General features: G+C 51.4%; 17 protein-coding genes. 2 read left to right on the top strand and 15 right to left on the bottom strand.

What is annotated here, in order from left to right; genetic code table 11:
• The first annotated feature begins 89 nt into the window (after positions 1–89).
• Both JTN23_RS06555 and JTN23_RS06550 read left to right on the top strand, forming a co-directional pair.
• The gene (locus JTN23_RS06555; RefSeq protein ID WP_247233234.1) at positions 90–512 is read left to right on the top strand and encodes a cytochrome B; all 423 of its coding nucleotides are present in this window, start codon (positions 90–92) and stop codon (positions 510–512) included.
• Between the two features lie 66 nt (positions 513–578).
• Positions 579–2,696 carry an outer membrane protein assembly factor BamB family protein gene (locus JTN23_RS06550; protein ID WP_247233233.1) on the top strand — a complete coding sequence of 706 codons (2,118 nt, stop codon included), beginning with the start codon at positions 579–581 and terminating at the stop codon, positions 2,694–2,696.
• A gap of 47 nt (positions 2,697–2,743) precedes the next feature.
• Here JTN23_RS06550 and JTN23_RS06545 read toward each other — a convergent pair whose 3' ends face one another.
• From JTN23_RS06545 to JTN23_RS06475, 15 genes are all read right to left on the bottom strand, one after another.
• The gene (locus JTN23_RS06545; RefSeq protein ID WP_247233232.1) at positions 2,744–2,974 is read right to left on the bottom strand and encodes a hypothetical protein; all 231 of its coding nucleotides are present in this window, start codon (positions 2,972–2,974) and stop codon (positions 2,744–2,746) included.
• 194 nt (positions 2,975–3,168) lie between these two features.
• Complete coding sequence (locus JTN23_RS06540; protein ID WP_247233231.1) at positions 3,169–3,399, bottom strand: hypothetical protein; 231 nt, start codon at positions 3,397–3,399, stop codon at positions 3,169–3,171.
• Positions 3,400–3,523: 124 nt separating this feature from the next.
• Positions 3,524–4,396: a cysteine synthase CysM gene (cysM, locus tag JTN23_RS06535; RefSeq protein ID WP_247233230.1), complete on the bottom strand. Its 873-nt coding sequence runs from the start codon at positions 4,394–4,396 to the stop codon at positions 3,524–3,526.
• A 43-nt stretch (positions 4,397–4,439) separates the two neighbouring features.
• Positions 4,440–5,417: a mechanosensitive ion channel family protein gene (locus JTN23_RS06530; protein ID WP_247233227.1), complete on the bottom strand. Its 978-nt coding sequence runs from the start codon at positions 5,415–5,417 to the stop codon at positions 4,440–4,442.
• A 157-nt stretch (positions 5,418–5,574) separates the two neighbouring features.
• Positions 5,575–6,777: an alpha/beta hydrolase family protein gene (locus tag JTN23_RS06525; protein ID WP_247233225.1), complete on the bottom strand. Its 1,203-nt coding sequence runs from the start codon at positions 6,775–6,777 to the stop codon at positions 5,575–5,577.
• A gap of 102 nt (positions 6,778–6,879) precedes the next feature.
• A complete protein-coding gene (locus tag JTN23_RS06520; RefSeq protein ID WP_247233224.1) occupies positions 6,880–8,250 on the bottom strand; it encodes a sugar porter family MFS transporter in 1,371 nt (456 codons plus the stop codon).
• Positions 8,251–8,356: 106 nt separating this feature from the next.
• Positions 8,357–9,088: an alpha/beta fold hydrolase gene (locus tag JTN23_RS06515; protein WP_247233222.1), complete on the bottom strand. Its 732-nt coding sequence runs from the start codon at positions 9,086–9,088 to the stop codon at positions 8,357–8,359.
• Between the two features lie 208 nt (positions 9,089–9,296).
• Positions 9,297–11,012, bottom strand: a complete 1,716-nt coding sequence (locus JTN23_RS06510; protein ID WP_247233221.1) for an AMP-binding protein — start codon at positions 11,010–11,012, stop codon at positions 9,297–9,299.
• Between the two features lie 184 nt (positions 11,013–11,196).
• Positions 11,197–12,042 carry an MBL fold metallo-hydrolase gene (locus JTN23_RS06505; RefSeq protein WP_247234100.1) on the bottom strand — a complete coding sequence of 282 codons (846 nt, stop codon included), beginning with the start codon at positions 12,040–12,042 and terminating at the stop codon, positions 11,197–11,199.
• 60 nt (positions 12,043–12,102) lie between these two features.
• Entirely contained in the window at positions 12,103–12,615 is a 513-nt protein-coding gene (locus tag JTN23_RS06500) for a GNAT family N-acetyltransferase (protein WP_247233219.1), read from the bottom strand.
• A gap of 121 nt (positions 12,616–12,736) precedes the next feature.
• On the bottom strand, positions 12,737–14,125 hold the full coding sequence (locus JTN23_RS06495; RefSeq protein WP_247233218.1) for a hypothetical protein: 1,389 nt from the start codon (positions 14,123–14,125) through the stop codon (positions 12,737–12,739).
• 73 nt (positions 14,126–14,198) lie between these two features.
• Positions 14,199–15,356 (bottom strand): hypothetical protein, encoded by a 1,158-nt coding sequence (locus JTN23_RS06490; RefSeq protein ID WP_247233217.1) that lies wholly within the window; start codon positions 15,354–15,356, stop codon positions 14,199–14,201.
• A 174-nt stretch (positions 15,357–15,530) separates the two neighbouring features.
• Entirely contained in the window at positions 15,531–16,088 is a 558-nt protein-coding gene (locus JTN23_RS06485; RefSeq protein ID WP_247233216.1) for a hypothetical protein, read from the bottom strand.
• Between the two features lie 134 nt (positions 16,089–16,222).
• Positions 16,223–16,639: a hypothetical protein gene (locus tag JTN23_RS06480; RefSeq protein WP_247233215.1), complete on the bottom strand. Its 417-nt coding sequence runs from the start codon at positions 16,637–16,639 to the stop codon at positions 16,223–16,225.
• 38 nt (positions 16,640–16,677) lie between these two features.
• The gene (locus JTN23_RS06475; RefSeq protein ID WP_247234098.1) at positions 16,678–17,856 is read right to left on the bottom strand and encodes a sulfite oxidase; all 1,179 of its coding nucleotides are present in this window, start codon (positions 17,854–17,856) and stop codon (positions 16,678–16,680) included.
• Between the last annotated feature and the right edge of the window lie 78 nt (positions 17,857–17,934).

Here is a 17,934-nt window from a genome sequence, read left to right as displayed (position 1 = left end):
GGGATAAATTGCGTACGGTTCCGTAATTTTCTTTTTATTTGTAAATCTAATCTACTAACTACTCATCCTAACAGTAATCACCTTACTATATGTATAACGGTTTACTACATGCTCACTCAGGGCTACGCTACGTAGTGCTGATCCTCCTGCTGGCTGCAATTGGCTCGGCCTACTCTAACTGGCAGAAAGGCGACACCAACGATAACAAACTCTATTCGTTTGCCCTGATTGCTACCCATATTCAGCTACTGATAGGCATAATCCTGTATGTTATAAGCCCTAAGGTAGATTTTGATATGATGGCCGACCGTCTGTACCGCTTCTTTACGGTAGAGCATTCTATCATGATGCTGCTGGCTGTCACGCTGATCACCGTAGGTCGTGTTCGTTCACGCAAGGCAGAGGGTGCTCTGAGACACCGCACAGTCCTGTATTTCTACGCCATGGCACTGATCATTATGCTAGTAGCTATTCCCTGGCCTTTCCGCGATCTGGGAGCAGGCTGGTTCTGATAAGACATTTGAGTAATTATGATTCTGAAGCCACTTTTATGACGAAAGTGGCTTCTTCTTTTTTACATGAAAAAATTAGTAACAATACTGGCGCTCGGAGTGGGTCTGGCAGGAAGTGCTCTCCTGTTTAACTTCACTGATATAAATACCTCTACGGCTGAGTGGCCCGAGTACCTGGGTGGCCCTGAACGCACCCACTACTCTACCCTTAAACAGATTACACCCGAAAACGTAAAAGGTCTGAAGGTAGCCTGGGAGTACCATACCCGCGACACCTCCGGCCAGATGCAGTGTAACCCCATCATGGTGGATGGCGTGCTCTTTGCTACCACGGCTTCGGTGCAGGTATTTGCACTGGATGCCGCTACGGGTAAGGAGCTGTGGCGCTTTGCTGACTCGCGCGATCCGCAGTGGTACAATACCAGCCGTGGCGTAACCTACTGGGCCGAGGGCGACGACAAACGCATACTCTTCACGGCGGGTCCGTGGCTCTACGCCCTGGACGCTCGCACGGGTAAGATGATTGAGTCGTTTGGTGAAGGAGGCCGCACCAGCCTGCGCCTGGGCCTACCCGACATAGCTCAGAACAAATTTATCTGTTCCAACACGCCAGGTACTATCTATAAGGATCTTATCGTAATGCCCGTACGGCTGTCTGAAGGACCTGATGCCGCACCGGGCCATGTACGAGCTTTCAATGTCAAAACCGGCCAACTGGCCTGGACCTTCCGGACCATTCCGCATCCGGGTGAGCCGGGTTACGAGACCTGGGGCAAGGATAACTGGAAGAATACGGACGTGGGAGCGGCCAACAACTGGGCGGGCATGGCCATTGATCGTGAGCGGGGTATTGTATATGTACCTACCGGTTCGGCTGGCTATGACTTCTACGGCGGCAACCGCCCCGGCAAAAACCTGTACGCCAACTGCCTCCTGGCGCTGGATGCCGCTACCGGTAAGCACAAGTGGCACTACCAATTTATCCACCACGATGTATGGGACCGTGACCTGCCGTCGGCCCCTACGCTGGTACAGGTCCGTCGCAAAAACAAAACCATTGACGCCGTAGCCCAGATCACCAAGTCGGGCTTTGTATTTGTATTTGATCGGGTGACGGGTCAGTCGCTGTTCCCGATCAAAGAGGTACCGGTACCTACCAATGGGCTTCCGGGCGAACATCCGTGGCCTTCGCAGCCCGTTCCTCAGAAGCCCGCTCCTTTCTCCCGCCAGACCATCGGCGACAATGACATCAGCCCTTTCGCAGAGAACCGGGAGGAACTGCTAGCCCGGCTCAAAAAGATCCGTCACAAGAATCAGTTTGAGCTGCCCAGCGAGGAAGGTACCCTCATATTCCCCGGCTTTGACGGCGGCGGTGAGTGGGGAGGCCCAGCCTACGATACCGAAACGGGCATACTCTACGTCAACTCCAACGAAATGGCTTGGGTTATGCGTATGGAGGAAGTACCTAAGGCCGATCAGTTGGTGGGTCTATCTCCGGGTCATAAAGTATATACCCTCAACTGCTCCAACTGCCACGGTCCCGAGCTTCAGGGCAATCCGGCCAGTGGGTATCCCTCACTCAAAGGCATCAACAAACGCCGCGACCAGGCCACCGCCCATGCCATTGTGAGCAGTGGCAAAGGAATGATGCCAGGATTTTCGCACCTGAAAGCGGAGGAGCGACAGGCGCTGATTGACTTCCTGTTTGAACAGGAAAAGAAAGAAGTAGGTGGCGATGTACCTACCAGTACGTTCCCTCTGCCCTACAAGATGGATGGCTACAACAAGTTTCTGGATAAGAACGGCTATCCGGCTATCACACCTCCCTGGGGGCAGCTAAGCGCTATCAACCTTAATACCGGCGAGTACGTATGGAAGACTGTACTGGGTGAATTCAAAGAGCTTACCGCAAAAGGCATACCGCCTACCGGCACCGAAAACTACGGTGGCCCCGTAGTGACCGCCGGAGGAGTACTCTTCATCGCCGCTACCAAAGACGGTATGTTCAGGGCTTTTGATAAGAAGACGGGTAAGGTACTGTTTGAAACGAAGCTACCCGCTGCGGGCTTTGCCACACCGGCTGTATACGAGGCAAAGGGGAAGCAGTATGTAGTGATTGCCTGCGGAGGTACCAAGCTGGGTACTCCTAAGGGTGACAGCTATGTAGCGTTTGCGCTGCCATAGGCCAAGCATCGAGAGCCGGACTACATAGCCCGGCTCCTTTTCTTTCTCTATCTAACTCGTGGATGAATGGGATTAGTACAGTCTCCCTTATGAGCCAGAGCTACTCCATCCCTACCACGGTCTATCACAATATACTGACAGCTATCAATGGTAGTGATGTCGTATTTACCAATGTTTCGGTCATTGTTGCGCAGTGTGTTGGGGCCAACGCAGGAAGTAGCCCCCAAGGCTGAGCCTAACAGGAAGAGAGTGCCGAAAAGAACATTACGATTTCTCATGGTTCGGAAGTAGTTTGAATGGAGTAAGTGTGAATACGACAGCCCCTTGGGGCTATAAGAGCAAGATAAGCTAGTTGCTCCGTAAGCCTTACACCAACAAACCAAACTTTACTATTATTTTACAGAATAAAAAAGCCGGAAGCCCCGCCGTCTGTTGGGATCAGCGGGGCTTCCGGCTTTATACGATATACGATTTACCTACGATGAATAGGGTTGTTACAGTCTCCCTTGTGGGTAATACTCATTGTTTCTGCTCTGTTGTTACGTCCTACTACTATATACTGACACCCATCAATAACCGCGATATCGTACCTGCCGATATTGACATTGTTATTGCGCAGGGTATTCTGGCTGAAACAGGAAGTAAACACCAGGGCCGAGCCAGCCAACAGGAGTGTTAGGGATAAGCTGCGTACTGTTTTCATAATCAATCTGATTTAAAGTTCATATTTACAGTGGGTTGATTAGGTTTTAACTACCCCTTTACCCTTTCTGTTACTTTACAATCCAGATTATTATCTTAAAACAGTCTCCCTCAGCTCCTACTCTTTACCCAAACAGTTCACTCGACAGGTACCGGTCGCCGCGGTCGCAGATGATGAATACGACTACCCCTTCTTCCAGCTCCTGAGCCAGCTGTATGGCCGACCAGGCTGCTCCACCGCTACTCATTCCGGCAAAGATCCCTTCCTCGCGGGCCAGGCGACGAGCCATGAGGGTAGCATCTTCCTGTGATACCTCTATTACGCGGTCCACCCGATCCGCTTCAAATATCTTGGGAAGGTACTCCTGGGGCCATTTGCGAATGCCGGGTATGCTGGAGCCATCGGTAGGCTGGCAGCCCACAATCTGAACATCCTGGCTCTTCTCCTTTAGGAATCGGGAAACCCCCATGATAGTACCCGTAGTACCCATAGACGATACAAAATGGGTGATACGTCCATTGGTCGCATGCCATAGCTCGGGACCGGTGGTGCGGTAGTGGGCCAGCCAGTTATCAGGGTTGGCAAACTGGTTCAGCATCAGGAAGCCGCCCTCCTGTACCTTTTGCTCGGCGTAGTCACGGGCGCTTTCAATGGTTTCGGTGAGGGTTACGGTAGCGCCAAAGGCCTCCATGGTAAGTACCCGCTCCCGGGTAGAGTTCTGAGGCATCACTAGCTCTATGTCTATATCATAGAGGCGGGCAATCATAGCCAGCGCGATACCCGTATTACCGCTGGTAGCTTCGATGAGTTTCATGCCGGGCTTCAGCTCTCCCCGCTCGATGGCTCCGCTGATCATGCTGTGCGCGGCGCGGTCTTTGACGCTACCGCCCGGGTTGTTACCTTCCAGCTTACCAAATATGCGTACGTTACGATTGGGATTGAGGTGGGTCAGTTCGACCAAAGGGGTGTTACCTACTAAGTCAAGGAGTGTTGCCATTCTGTTTTTATACTATCCGCTCTGACAGCAGAATCTAAGCTATTTATGTACCAGGTTCGTTACTATTCCCTTTATTTTTATTTATCATTCTCTCGACCAGCTCTTCCCACCCAAAGTGCAGATTGATATCACGCTGCGGATAGGGTATATCAATTTTTTCATGCCTGAACCTATCAAAAACAGCAATGCGTATTTCGCTCTTGATGTATTCGATACGCCACGCGCTGTAGGTCCAAAACAAGAGCTCGTACATGAGCCCCGATTCGCCAAAATCCATCAGACGTACAGTAGGCGGCGGATTCTGAGCTACTTCCGAATGTTCGCGGGCACTCAACAGCAATATATTCTCCACCTTCTGGGGATCATTTCGATAAGACACACGTACATTGATAATGAAGCGTGTCAGCGAGCGATTGTGCGACCAGTTGATGATGTTGTTATTGATAAACTTAGAGTTAGGCACAATAATTCCAATGGAGTCACGGGTTTCGAGCTTTGAGGTACGCAGCCCCACATCCGTCACGCGCCCCACCAGTCCATTATCCAGCTCTACAATATCTCCGACATTGATACTGCCCTCGAACAGCAAAATTAATCCAGAAACCAGATCATTAAAAGTCTGCTGTAATCCCAGCCCCACACCCACCAGCAGAGCTGCCGAACCCGCCAGTAGGATTGAAAGCTGTACACCGGCTACTTCAAGCCCTATTATCACTACAATGGTATAGATAAAATACCTGACAAGCTGTATAACCGCCTCCTGCCGTCCCTGATCTACCTGGTTACGCCGGAAGAATCCACGCCTGAGTACTCCCGCTACTACTATGATCAGGAGCCGCCCCAGCGAAATGATAGCCAGGATCAGAATAATATCAAATACAGTAATCTCAAAGTTTTTGACCTTGAAGAGATTGAACTCCAGAAATTGCCGCACCTCACGCGGTAACCCCTGACTAATCCTATCTGCCCCTTTGGCGATAGCCGGTGTATGAGCCTGAAGTAGAATAAGCAGTGGTATCATAGAATCTGCAACACTGGGTTAAATAGCTGACACCGATTATACAAACAACCGGTATAGAATAGTAGCGCCTTCTTACCTACATAAAAAACTTGCCCATAGTTTTTGTTACAAACTATGGGCAAAAAAGAAATATTCGTATCACTACTTAGCAGCTACTCTACTGAGTAGATGTAAAAAACTCCAGCGTACCCAGCAGGAACTTATCAATGGATGTATCGTGGTCGCCTCCCTTGATTGGCACTAAACTTACGTTAGTAGCGCCGCGCTTGATCATGGCGTCGTAGGCATTCTGCGAGTTGAAGTAAAATACCAGCCGGTCCGATTCGCCGTGGTACAGGCGGGTAGGTGTTACGGGCTTCCAGTCATAGACGTTATTATCAGCCACTGCATCCAGAAAGCCTTTGTCAGTACCGTTCTCAAGGCTCTGCTTGAACTCATCCGACATGATCTCATTGAAGGACACACTTATCATAGCATCCTTACCCCGCTGCTGGATCTGAGTGGCATAAGGCTCCTTGAAGTAGTACGAAGCCGGACGGTTGAGCCCATACACGCGATCGTACGTAAGCAGTACCCATAGGTACAGCGAGTTGCGGCTGGCAACGCCACTGGTCCGGTTATTGACCAGGTACTTCATGGTAGAGGTCTTGTCGTAAGCGCCCGCTCCTACACTTGAGGCCCGCAGGTTAAACTCCCCGGCGGCTTCCTGTTCCAGCTTCTGCTGTAAGGCCATGGTTGCGTAGCCTCCCTCGGAATAGCCCGTAATAAACAGGCGCTCATCCCACTTTACATCTTTCTGCTCTCTCAGAAACTCCTTAGCGGCCCGCAGCATATCCAGCGAAGCCGAGCCCAGGCTCTCCCGGTGCTCGTACGGATGCGGCAGGTCTTTGGAAGCCCCGTAGCCGATGTAGTCAGGGTATACAATGATGTACCCCAGCGCGCTGAAAAGCGATCCGGCATAGTAAGCTTCGGTTCCGGGGCTGAAGTTAGAGGGAGCCTCTGACTCGCTCCGGATGGTACCATGCTGTACACTAATCATGGGAGCCGGCTCCGTAGTAGAGGGAAGTATAATAGCCCCCGAAGCCGTAATGTCCGTTCCGTCAGTATTCTTGGTTTTATAAGTAATGCGGTGAACCTTCACTCCGTTCCGTACCAGCCCCGCCAGCAGAGGACTCAGGGCTGACAGCTGCTGACTAAGTTGCTCACGGGAGAGTTCGATTACCTGTTTGCTTTCTACTAAATATTTATTCTGAGGAGTAGTGTTGGAACCATCCCGATCGCAGCCTGACAGCAATAGCATGCACCACAATACGACTCCCCACAATCTCCCCGGTAGTACTTGGTTGGGTTGTTTTTTCATGAATATATATCTCCAAAAAGTTAAGTCACAGTTAGTATAACGTAACCTAACCTTTTTTCGTTTGGAATGCGGCAAGGGAAATAACCTTCCCGCACGGCTTATTTACTTCTTCCACAAGCCTTCTATTTGCTCCAGACTCAGCCCTTTGGTTTCGGGTACGATGTACTTGGTAAATATCAGTCCCAGTAGTACTACACCCATGTATATAAAGAAGATACCTCCGTTGACTCCCAGCGCCGATGCTTGCATAAGCGGAAAAGTAAAGCCTACCCAGAAATCAAAAAACCAGTGATTGAAACTACCCATACTGGTAGCAAAGCCACGGATACGCAGCGGGTACACCTCCGCGATCAGCAGCCAGCCCATGGGCCCCAGGCTGATGGCAAAGAAAAACAGATAGACGTACACACCTCCTACCAGCATGATCTGCTGCACATCAGCACTGATGGAGTCCCGAAACAGAAAAGCGCAACCTACCGTAGCCAGTGATACGGCCGTACCTACCAGACCAGTATAGAGCAGGGGCTTACGGCCCCAGCGATCCAGGAAGAATACCGCGATCAGTGTAGAAGCAGCATTGACAACACCTACCCCTACCGTAGCCAGGGTAGCCTCCCGCGTTGAGGGAAAGACCGAGTTGAAAATATCGGTTGAATAGTAGATAATAGCATTGATACCCGAAAACTGCTGGATAGCAAAGATCCCGATCCCGATCAGCAGCGGAATACGGAGTCGCTTGCCAAACAGCTCACGCCAGTCGGCCCGGCTCATACGCTCCCGCTCGATCAGTTCCATGGTCTGCTGGAATTCATGACGGGCGTTCGCTTCGCCACGCAGCCGGGTAAGTACCGCCATGGCCTCTTCGCCCCTGCCCTTATTGATGAGCCAGCGGGGACTTTCAGGTACCAGCAGCATACCGATCAGCAGGATAGCCGCCGGTATAAAACCCGCCCAGAACATACTACGCCAGCCATCGGCCAGCTCGCCGTACATAAAGCCTACTACGTACGAAAGCAGAATACCCAGGGTAATAGCTAGCTGAAAAAAGGTAACCATCTGCCCACGCTTATCAGCGGGGGCGATCTCGGCTATGTATAGGGGAATAGTAGCCGCTACAATACCAATAGCAAGACCGAGCATCAACCGCCCAATGATCAGGAAGGCTACCGAAGGGGCTACGGCGGTAAGAATGGAACCTACCACAAATACCAGGGCTGCGATGATGTTGATCTTCTTCCGGCCCAGCATATCCGTCAGCGGCCCGCTAATAAAGGGGCCAACCATCCCCCCAATCAGTACGGCACTCACGATCCAGCCTACTGTACTAGGCGAATCCTGCAACTGAAAATGAGCCTTGAGCGATGGCAGCGCCACGTTGATGACACCGGTATCAAACCCAAACAGGAGCCCGCCCGTAGCCGCCACCGCCGTAATGGCATACACTAATAAATTATTGGGAGAAGAAGTTGACATAGTCGCTGGGTTAATGGCTTAATTTATTTCCACTATTTACAAATAAAATGAAAAAAGTCCACCGGATGCTCACCCAGTGGACTTAAATATCAGCTGTACTTATCACTCATAGCTGATCGGCATACCAGCGGATAATGCGGGCAGAAGCGTCCGGGCGTTCTACCATGCCCATGTGTCCGGCTTCGGCCAGAACGATGGGATAGCTTTGCCTGGGGTACCGCACCATTTCCATACTACGCTCGAAAGGCACTATGGCATCCTGCATACCTATAATAAAAAGTACCGGAAAGGGCATACTCGCCAGTACATCCGTACCGTCCAGCCGGTTCCGCATCGCATTGATACCGGCGACCAGTGCTTCGGCTGGTAATTTGCCATAGCGGCTTATATGGTCCTGCACCTTATGCGGATATAGCTCTTTATAACGCTCTCCGTACATATTGGCTCCGGTATGGCGCAGGAAGTTTGCGGCTCCCTGATTACGCAGTAGTTCGGCCATCTTATCCCGCTGTTCTTTTTTTGCCTCATCATCAGGAAAAGCTGTAGAATGGAACAAGCCAAAGCCTTCCAGCATATGAGGGTACTTGCGGGCAAATTCAAGAGCTATGTAGCCTCCCATCGAATGTCCTATAAGTATACATTTCTCTACGGCCGAACTAGTCAAAAATCTGTTCAGTTCATCGGCGTAGTCTTCCATGCTATGGCACGAGGTCAGGAGGGATACATTAGGTCTGATGACAGTACAAACATCATTTATCTGTGCATCCAGATCCTCCCAAATAGCATCGTCTACACCGTGTCCGTGCAACAGCACAACATTCTGTCTATGAAGTCTCATGGTACGTATCATTTGTAGATTAAAAGTAACTTCTACTACTATTCGTGCAAGTTAAAAAAACTCAGGCCATAAATTCAGAAGCGCATAATCCACAGAACTGGATTATGCGCTTCCGGAAAGACGAGAACTACCCTTATCCACTAACTCAAACCTATCTCTTTCTAATCCTCCACGATATATAGTAATATTAGATAATAAAAGCGGTACTCTACTTTGCCTTTACTACATCCTCATCACGCAGCGCCCGACGCAGAATCTTACCTACGTTGGTCTTTGGTAACTCATTCCGGAATTCTATCTGCTTGGGACACTTATAGGCGGTGAGGTTTTCGCGGCAGTAGCTCTTGATCTTCTCAGCGGTTAGCTCAGGATCTTTCTTTACCACGTATACCTTTACTCCCTCTCCGGTTTTTTCGTCCGGTACACCCACACAGGCTACCTCCAGCACACCAGGGCACTGGGCCAGTACATCTTCTACCTCATTGGGGTACACGTTGAAGCCTGATACCAGAATCATGTCCTTTTTGCGGTCCACAATCCGGAAGTAGCCATCTGCATCACGCACACCGATGTCTCCGGTCTTAAACCAGCGTCCGCTCTCTTCCTCAAAGATCACAGCCGCTGTCTCATCGGAACGGTTGTAGTACCCCTGCATGACCTGAGGACCTTTAGCGCATACTTCACCCGGCTCACCTACATCCGCCCAGGTACCATCCTCACGCAGTATGCGCATTTCGGTACTTGGCCAGGGTACTCCTATGGTACCTACGCGGTTTTCACCAACCAGTGGGTTGGACGATAGTACCGGCGATGTTTCTGACAGACCGTACCCTTCGGCAGGCAGACAGCCCGTAGCATCCCGCCAGCGCTCCGCTACTACCTTTTGCAGAGCCATACCTCCGGCTGAGGTCACTTTCAGGTTAGAGAAGTCAATCTCATTGAATCGCGGATGGTTGAGCAGGCCGTTGTACAACGTGTTTACGCCCGTGAACATCGTGACCTTGTACTTCTTCAGGTCGTTGATAAAGGCATTCAGATCCCGTGGATTGGTAATGAGCAGGTTCATAGCGCCACTCTTCAGCGCAAACAAAGCGTTGACCGTGAGGGCATACACGTGGTACAGGGGTAAAGCCGCTACGATAATCGGATGAAAATCTCCGGCCTCCACATCAATCAGAGGCTTAAGCCAGGCGTTATTGGCCTCTACATTGGCGATCAGGTTGCGGTGGGTAAGCATAGCCCCCTTGGATACACCTGTGGTACCGCCGGTATACTGGATAAAGGCCAGATCCTTGTTAGAAACCTGCGGACGGGTATAGGTAGCGCCGGCTCCTTTGGCCAGGGCTTCATTGAAAGGTACCGCACCTGGCAAACTATAGGCAGGTACCATCTTCTTGACGTACTTCACTACGGCATTTACGATCAGCTTCTTGGGGAAGCCCAGCCGGTCACCGATCTCGGTAATGATGATGTGCTTGATGTCGGTATTGGCTAGGATCTTTTCCAGGTTACTACCAAAGTTGGCCAGGATCACAATGGCTTTTGCCCCGGAATCCTTAAACTGATGCTGCATCTCGCGGGGAGTATAGAGCGGATTGGTATTGACCACCGTGAGCCCCGCCCGAATGGCACCAAACATAGCGATGGGGTACTGCAGCAGATTAGGCATCTGGATCGCGATCCGGTCTCCTTTCTTCAGGCCGAGGCTCTGAAGATATGCCGCAAAATCACGCGACAGACGATCTACTTCGGCGAAGGTCATCTCCTTCCCCATATTAGAGTAAGCCGGATTATTGGTAAACTTCGAGAAGCCCTCCTCCATCATTTCTATAAGTGAAGGATATGCATCCGGATTTATCTCATAGGGCACCCCTTTGGGGTAGTACTTCAGCCAGGGATAGGTTTCAGAGGTTAGATTTGACATAGGTCTCTTCTGATATATGAGTTACTGATTTTCTTTTAGAACGCTTAATGATGCTTCAAGTTAAAAAAATATTGGATATATGCTATTTCTTATGTGCAATATTACTACCTCATTACTGGATTTACCTACGGTTTTGCTCCAAAAGAACCTTTCCCCGCACGTCACAGGTCCTGCTCTGCTCTTGCTAAAGTACCTGCATCCCCTCTCCGATCCGAAGTATACGGTAGGGGGTCTGATGCCGCTCCGCAGCCTCGGCAAAGCGTTCGGGATCTTCAGTGTTGAATGTAAACAGGTGGTAATGGTGAGGTACCACGCAACGGGCTCCGATCACTCGTCCCAGCTGGGCCGCCTCTTCCGCGCTGAGATTACCGGCTACACGCCGCTCGGGTCTATTACCATTGATCGGCAGGAAAGCCACATCTACCTGAAAAGGAGCCAGTGACTCCGCCAGTCCATCGTACCAGAGGGTATCGCCGCTATGGTACACCTTGTAAGGCCCGAACTCCACTACATAGCCCATATACCTGCACTGCCCCGCCGGGTCACGCTCTAGCTCATTGTGGGCGGCAGGCAGGCCATAGAACCGGAATCCCCCCACCTCCTTCACCTGGGTGTCATTCATACCCACCGGAAGCGCCTCATCACAGCCCAATCGCTCAGCTACAAACGAGCGGTTAGCCTCGGGTATCACTAACTGTATTTCCGTATTATGGGCTAATATAGGCTGTAAAGTTTCGGCGTCCAGATGGTCGGTATGGTTGTGGCTACTCGTGACGACGTCCAGAAAATCCAGCCGGGCCGGATCTACAGCCCGCTCGCTCATACGTACATGGGGGTTGTCGGTAGTCGCGTACTTCCTGGTGAGCGAATCGGAGAGATAGGGGTCAAACAGCAGATGCCGCCCCCGCCATTGCAGCAGGAAACCACTCTGCCCTAGCCACCACACCCGAAAGCCCGTCTCCTCGGACCGGGTTCGCTCAATATCCGCCAGTAGTACGTCGTCTTTCTGGTAAGCCGGGATCAGGGTCATCATTGGTAGAGGTCAGAATACAGAGGACATTTATCAGAAAAAGCGCAGTAACGTCTGATTCTAACCCTGTTTGGCCAGCTCCCAGCGCCAGATAATACCGTCGTCGGGATCCTGTATATCGCCAGTACGCTCAAAGCCCAGCTTCTTCAGGATACTCGTGGAGGGGCTCTCTTCGGAGAGTGTATGAGCGATGACTTTACGTACAGAGTCATGGGCAAAGGCATGATCTATCAGCCCCCTGGCGGCTTCGGTTGCTAATCCTCGCTCCCGGTGAGAGGGCCGGATCTCATAGCCAATCTCCACCACTCCTTCCGCATCAGGCTCCCCTTTGTATCCACACGAGCCTATCAGCATATTGTCTGGTACGTACAGAACCAGATGCGTCCACCAGTCGCGCAGGGGAGGATGTGCCTGCCACCGGTGAAACGAGGGAGTGAACACTTCCCGGTAGCTGGTCCACTTCTTAGGTACATTAGCACCCAGCACACGGCCCAGTACATTGTTACCCATCTGGATAGCCTCGAAAATAGTATCATCACAAGGAATCAGGCGTAAGTGGGGAGTCTCTATCATTGCTTTACTACTTGAATATTTAGGGTCAATATATAAAAAATCCCCGTGCCGACGGACTACCGAGTCCTTTAGCACGGGGAGTATACGCTTGTAGTACTTTCTAATTACCTGTTGATCAGCACTACTGATTATCCTGATCAAAACGATCGGTGATGGCTTTGCGGATGGCCTGGTGCGGACGCATGCCGGTGCTGCGCGTACGGGGGACGGCCCGGTCGGTAGCGTTGGAGCGGGCCCGCAGCGCCAGATTCGACACCGTCAGGTGGCTGTTGCGCCACTGCTCGTATTCCTCCTCCGTCATGATGTCACGGGCTACTTCACCACGCAGGTACCCATCGCTGTATGACTGGATGCGGCTGTCGGTAAAGGCCAGTTTACGCTCTTCTTCCAACCTTTCGATCTCAGCGCGGAGCTGTTGCTCCTCCTCTTTCAGCTGGTCCAGCGTAGGCAGTGTAGCCAGGTCGTTTTCCATGATGTTCTTCTGTACCATCTGCTGTGCCAGGATTTTTTCCTGAGCAGCCAGCTCTTTAAGTACCCGCTTCCGGCGGCGCTTGAGTCGCCATAGATTCGGGTCGATCTGTAGCCAGCGGTACCAGAAACTCTGCAGTACCGGCAGGGCCATTCCGAGTGATACGGCACCGGCTATGGCAAACAGGACTCCACTTAATACAAAGGATAGAAGGGCCCAAGGGCTATTGACCAGATCCAGGTTCAGGTTATCCGAGTCACGCAGCGCCTGCTCTATTTTATTGGTCAGCTCGGGACTGTTGATAGGCGCACCGGTCAGCGGATCTACGGCATTGAGCTGCAGGTTCTTGATCGACTTGTTAATAGCTTCCTTCAGCTTATCAGTCCGGTAGGCTTCGTAGCGGAACCATCCCAGTACCGTTAGGGTAATTACCGCAAATACCGCCAGTATCACTTTGAAGCGACCATAGCGCTTTTTGGCCTTAGGCGAATCTTCCTTCTGATAGGGCCCTTCAATCAAACGATCATAGGCGGGCTTCAGCAGTACAGATACCATCGCCAGACCGATCGCAAACGCCCAGGCCTCAGTAGAGTTACGGATGTTGAGCGCGTAGGCTACAATTTCGTGTGAAATAATCAGGTCACCCAGGATAAAGGATATGCCGGCCGCCAGGAATATAATACCTGCAATGAGCGAGTAGTCGCCAGCAGCTTTTTCTCGCTTTTCACGTAAGGTTTCGGTCCGCTGGTCGCCTTCGCTGATGGTATCCTCCAGTTCTTTTACCCGCCGTGCCGTCTGGTTCAGCCCCATGAGCTGGTCCTGCAGGCGATCAAAGGCAGCTTTCCGCTGAGCAATGGTATCCTGCTTCCGACCCTCTAGCTTTCCCAGTTCGCCCCGCTTCTCCTCCAGACGCTCCGTTACCCACTCATGACTTACTTTGCTCGACAGGTACGCTTCGTACACCTGACGATCTATCCCCTCAATACCACTCGTATAGCCGTGCTGGTAGTCGGGCTGTTGATTTGGATGTTGATCCTCCATCTAAATTCTTTATGTTATTTACTGACTAACATCAAATTATACCTTGAAATTCCGCCTGGCTCTCAGGCTGTGGCTACTGCCCCCGTATCTCCCGCAGTTGGCGCTCAGTCAGGCGACCTTTCATGCGGCGGGCCAGATAAAACTCACTTTCGAAGAGCTTCACGAGCATGTCACGACGGGCGTACAGGCGGTCACATTCCGTTTCGGCTTCGCCCTGCTGCTTAAGTACCTGCCATTTTTGTACACGCAACTCGTCTATTTCACCCCGCAGGCGGGTAATCTCATCTTCCCAGGATCCGGAGTGGTCGGTAGCTTCTATACGCTCGCGCTTCACTCCGAGCCACACCCGCAGATCATTGCGTAGTACGGTAATGTTGCTCAGGAACAGCTTACCAGCAAACAGGAACAGGAAGAACACAAAGATGAACAACGATACCGCCTGCCACCAGACCTGGTGCTGCCAGGCCTGAGCCAATACAAACAAGGCCGCCGCAAAGGGCATACCTACTTCCTCAAGTAGTCGCCGGCGTGTTACGCTGGAGTCGGCATCGTGAAACAGTGATATACCTCCGAACAGGTTGAACATACCCGCCAGGAATACGCCAAGCGCTATAAAAGAACTGGTAGCAAAGTTGGGGCGCAGCGTTTCTTCAATCAGGTAGTAGTTACCCACGCACATGGCTATTGACAGAGCCAGGCCCACCAGCGTACGGGGCAGGTTATGCTCGCCACTCGGCTTGCTTTCCTCCAGCTGTTTCAGCTTGGCCTGTAGTTCTTCTATCCGGTTTTCTTTCTGACCTATAAACAAGTTCAGCTCCTGCACCCGCTCATTCTGCTGCTCGATGGCACGTTCGTAGTCAGCAGCCAAGTGGGCAAAGTAGTTATTGATGATCTCCGTCTTTTCGGTAGGCTCCGACTCCGATAGTCCAAACAGCACCCCCTCATCACGGAGTGTATCTTCGTCCTCAAGCCAGTAGGGTATCTCTACTATAGGTGTCTCTACCTTATGCAGTGTCAGATCTGGTTGGGGCTCGGGTGTTACGTTATCGGCCTGCACCCGCGACGGAATAGGTGATTGGGGCCTCACTACCGCCTCTGGTGTAGTAGTACCTCCGGCAGCCACTGGCGTAGCGGGTTCTCCTTCTGGTCCGGCCTCCTCATCATAGTAATCCAGATCGCCGGGCTTTGACGAGCCGAATAGGTTTGTGATACGCTTCCAAATAGTGGCCATAGATATAGTAGTACTGTGTATGACTAAATGATTACTTCAACCGCACTTATCACCCTGAATACTAGCACGTTTGGACAATACATAGACCAGAGACAATAATCACTATACGATTATCTTCCAAAACTTCCAAAGAAACAAAAATATTGTGATAGCCGGTGAATATTTGCTTCGCGCTCAACCTACTGCAAATATTTTCTGAAGGGCAAGCCAAAGCTGTTTTTTCAGGTTTCTATCCGCTTCAATTACGGCCAGCGGATCAGCCAGCAGGAACCAGATACCTTCGACCTGCTTGGGGGTATAGGGCGGCAGTAGCAAGTCGAGCTGCAGCTTGATCAGCGGCACCCCGAACGTGATAAAATGGTTGGTAAGCTTATCGGCAAATACGCTACGGGCATCTGTAGCAGGAACATAGCTAAGATTAACAATATCGGCCTCGTCGATGGAGTGGCCTACCGCTTTAAGAATGTTAGAAAGCAATATGTACTCCGAAGGCAGCAGATCAGGCTGGGTAGGCTCATCCACCAGTACCAGCACCTTATGCTTGAGCGCCGGGAAAGGTACAGCCGGCACTACGGGAGGAGGGGGAGCGACGGGTCGTGGTGGTGCAGCAACAGGCTCTTTCTTCTCAACCGGCGCTACTACCTGAGGAACCACTACTTGTGGAGTTTCCTCTTTAGGAGTGTGTACCGCGGGAGCAGCCGCTACGGCAGTATCTGCTTGCTGAGTATCCACTCGGGGAGCAGGTGTTGAATCCTTTTCAGGTTCAGCAGGCACAGAAGGGAATTTCAGCATAGAAAGATCTTCCTCTACTCTGAAAAGCGTGTCGTATTGAAATAAGGTTTTATAGAATGCGGAGTTAGTACTCATTACTTCAGTTTTAGCGGATACCACTCTATATTAGTCAGCGGAGCACGGCGCGAGTAGCTTTGCGAGGGAGCATAGTACTTTTCAAGGTAGTCAAGCACTACCTTCTCCGTGTCGCCCAGGTCCCACAGGTTATGATTGGCCTGCATCCAGCGTATCTTCTGCCGCCAGCCATCCCGGGTAAAGCGGTTCTGACTAATCAGTTTGGGTGAATGGCAACTGGTACACTGAGCCTTCACCATCATCAGGTTATCATCTATAACCAGTCCCGTATCCGGATCTTTCTTCAACGTATCACTGGCTACTGCCAATTCCGTGGCCGGGGTAGTTGGGGGTGTATATAGAGTCTGGTGAAAAGCGCTCAGCAGGAATATACCTAGTATAAGTACTCCCAGCAGCGTAGTTCCTCGTAATTTCATAGCTTACATCTTTAATTTAAGCAACCTTCTCTATCTCCTCACCCTACCTTGACCGCTATTCGCTGGCAGGCATTATTGAGGTAGCCCCCCGGGTTCCATGCGGGTATCACCATGGGTTGCGTTACTCCTTTATCGTCGGTGGCACGAGCCCATACCTCGTAGTAGCCCTTGGAAGGAAACTGTACGTCTGCCGACCAGTGCTGCCAGGCCAAGCGGTTGGCCGGAGCCTCCAGCTTGCAGGGTTGCCAGGTAGCGCCATAGTCGATGGATACCTGCATACTCTTCACCTGCTGATCACCCGCCCAGGCATGGCCACGCAGGGGTAGCTTCTGCCCTTCGGGGATCATAGCGCCTGATTTGGGAAAGGTAATCATTGACTTGACCGGCATCGACTCTATGATCCGGAAGTTCTCGTCGGTCTCGGCCAGCTTCTCCCCCGGCTGTACTGGGAAGCGAGGTACTTTATAACTATGGCCTTCCATTTTGGCACCGTCGTGTACTTTGTTGCGAATAGAAATCCGATGCAGCCACTTACCTGATACAGACGCCGGCCATCCACCTATTACCAAACGCAAAGGATAGCCATGAAATTCCGGAAGCGGCTGTCCATTTACCGCCCAGGCAATCAGGGTTTCGTCTTCCAGGGCTTTTTTGATAGGTACTCCTCTTGAGATAGGTGACTTGCCGGGGTCACGGCTCGGGTGCAGGTCTTTGCCATAGTACCCAATGTACACAGCATCCTCCTTGACCCCTACCTCCGCCAGTATATCCTTCAGCCGTACACCGGTCCACTGGGCACAGTGCACAGCGCCATCACCCCATTGGTTACCGGAGGCAGTAGGTGTAAAGCCAGAACGCCCGTTGCCCCCACATTCGAGGGTAAGCTGGTAGGTATGGTGTTTGAACTTCTTTTTCAGTTCATCGAGGGTATAGCTCCTGGCCTTTTTGACCGACTCACCATCGATGGTCAACGTCCATTTGGAAACATCTATGCTCTCAGGTACCAGACCGTTGTTCCGGATAAACATCTTATCAATCGGCGTCACCTTGTCGTCCAGCAGATGTATTGGCGTTTCTACGTTCCAGGGCCGGTCGCTAAGCACGGTCAGGTCCTTGTGCTTGCCTTTCAGGGCATCCTTTTCATCAAATACCAGGGGTACATAGCCTTTGGGAAGCTTATCGGCAAAAGCAATCTCAGTACCCAGGGCAGCCGTCATAGCAACCAGGGTACTTTTCTTTAGAAAACCACGACGATCGAAGTACGAATTAGAAGACACTGTCAGGAAGAGTTTGGA

It is taken from the genome of Telluribacter roseus, from assembly GCF_017355915.2.
Taxonomy (GTDB): domain Bacteria; phylum Bacteroidota; class Bacteroidia; order Cytophagales; family Spirosomataceae; genus Telluribacter.
Note: the sequence above shows the minus strand (reverse complement) of the source record. Positions and strands in the feature narration are given on the sequence as shown.

Coding starts and splice junctions, on each gene's coding strand:
- JTN23_RS06555 (WP_247233234.1), top strand. CDS start 90: ATGTATAACGGTTTACTACATGCTCACTCAGGGCTACGCTACGTAGTG.
- JTN23_RS06550 (WP_247233233.1), top strand. CDS start 579: ATGAAAAAATTAGTAACAATACTGGCGCTCGGAGTGGGTCTGGCAGGA.
- JTN23_RS06545 (WP_247233232.1), bottom strand. CDS start 2,974: ATGAGAAATCGTAATGTTCTTTTCGGCACTCTCTTCCTGTTAGGCTCA.
- JTN23_RS06540 (WP_247233231.1), bottom strand. CDS start 3,399: ATGAAAACAGTACGCAGCTTATCCCTAACACTCCTGTTGGCTGGCTCG.
- cysM (WP_247233230.1), bottom strand. CDS start 4,396: ATGGCAACACTCCTTGACTTAGTAGGTAACACCCCTTTGGTCGAACTG.
- JTN23_RS06530 (WP_247233227.1), bottom strand. CDS start 5,417: ATGATACCACTGCTTATTCTACTTCAGGCTCATACACCGGCTATCGCC.
- JTN23_RS06525 (WP_247233225.1), bottom strand. CDS start 6,777: ATGAAAAAACAACCCAACCAAGTACTACCGGGGAGATTGTGGGGAGTC.
- JTN23_RS06520 (WP_247233224.1), bottom strand. CDS start 8,250: ATGTCAACTTCTTCTCCCAATAATTTATTAGTGTATGCCATTACGGCG.
- JTN23_RS06515 (WP_247233222.1), bottom strand. CDS start 9,088: ATGAGACTTCATAGACAGAATGTTGTGCTGTTGCACGGACACGGTGTA.
- JTN23_RS06510 (WP_247233221.1), bottom strand. CDS start 11,012: ATGTCAAATCTAACCTCTGAAACCTATCCCTGGCTGAAGTACTACCCC.
- JTN23_RS06505 (WP_247234100.1), bottom strand. CDS start 12,042: ATGACCCTGATCCCGGCTTACCAGAAAGACGACGTACTACTGGCGGAT.
- JTN23_RS06500 (WP_247233219.1), bottom strand. CDS start 12,615: ATGATAGAGACTCCCCACTTACGCCTGATTCCTTGTGATGATACTATT.
- JTN23_RS06495 (WP_247233218.1), bottom strand. CDS start 14,125: ATGGAGGATCAACATCCAAATCAACAGCCCGACTACCAGCACGGCTAT.
- JTN23_RS06490 (WP_247233217.1), bottom strand. CDS start 15,356: ATGGCCACTATTTGGAAGCGTATCACAAACCTATTCGGCTCGTCAAAG.
- JTN23_RS06480 (WP_247233215.1), bottom strand. CDS start 16,639: ATGAAATTACGAGGAACTACGCTGCTGGGAGTACTTATACTAGGTATA.
- JTN23_RS06475 (WP_247234098.1), bottom strand. CDS start 17,856: ATGACGGCTGCCCTGGGTACTGAGATTGCTTTTGCCGATAAGCTTCCC.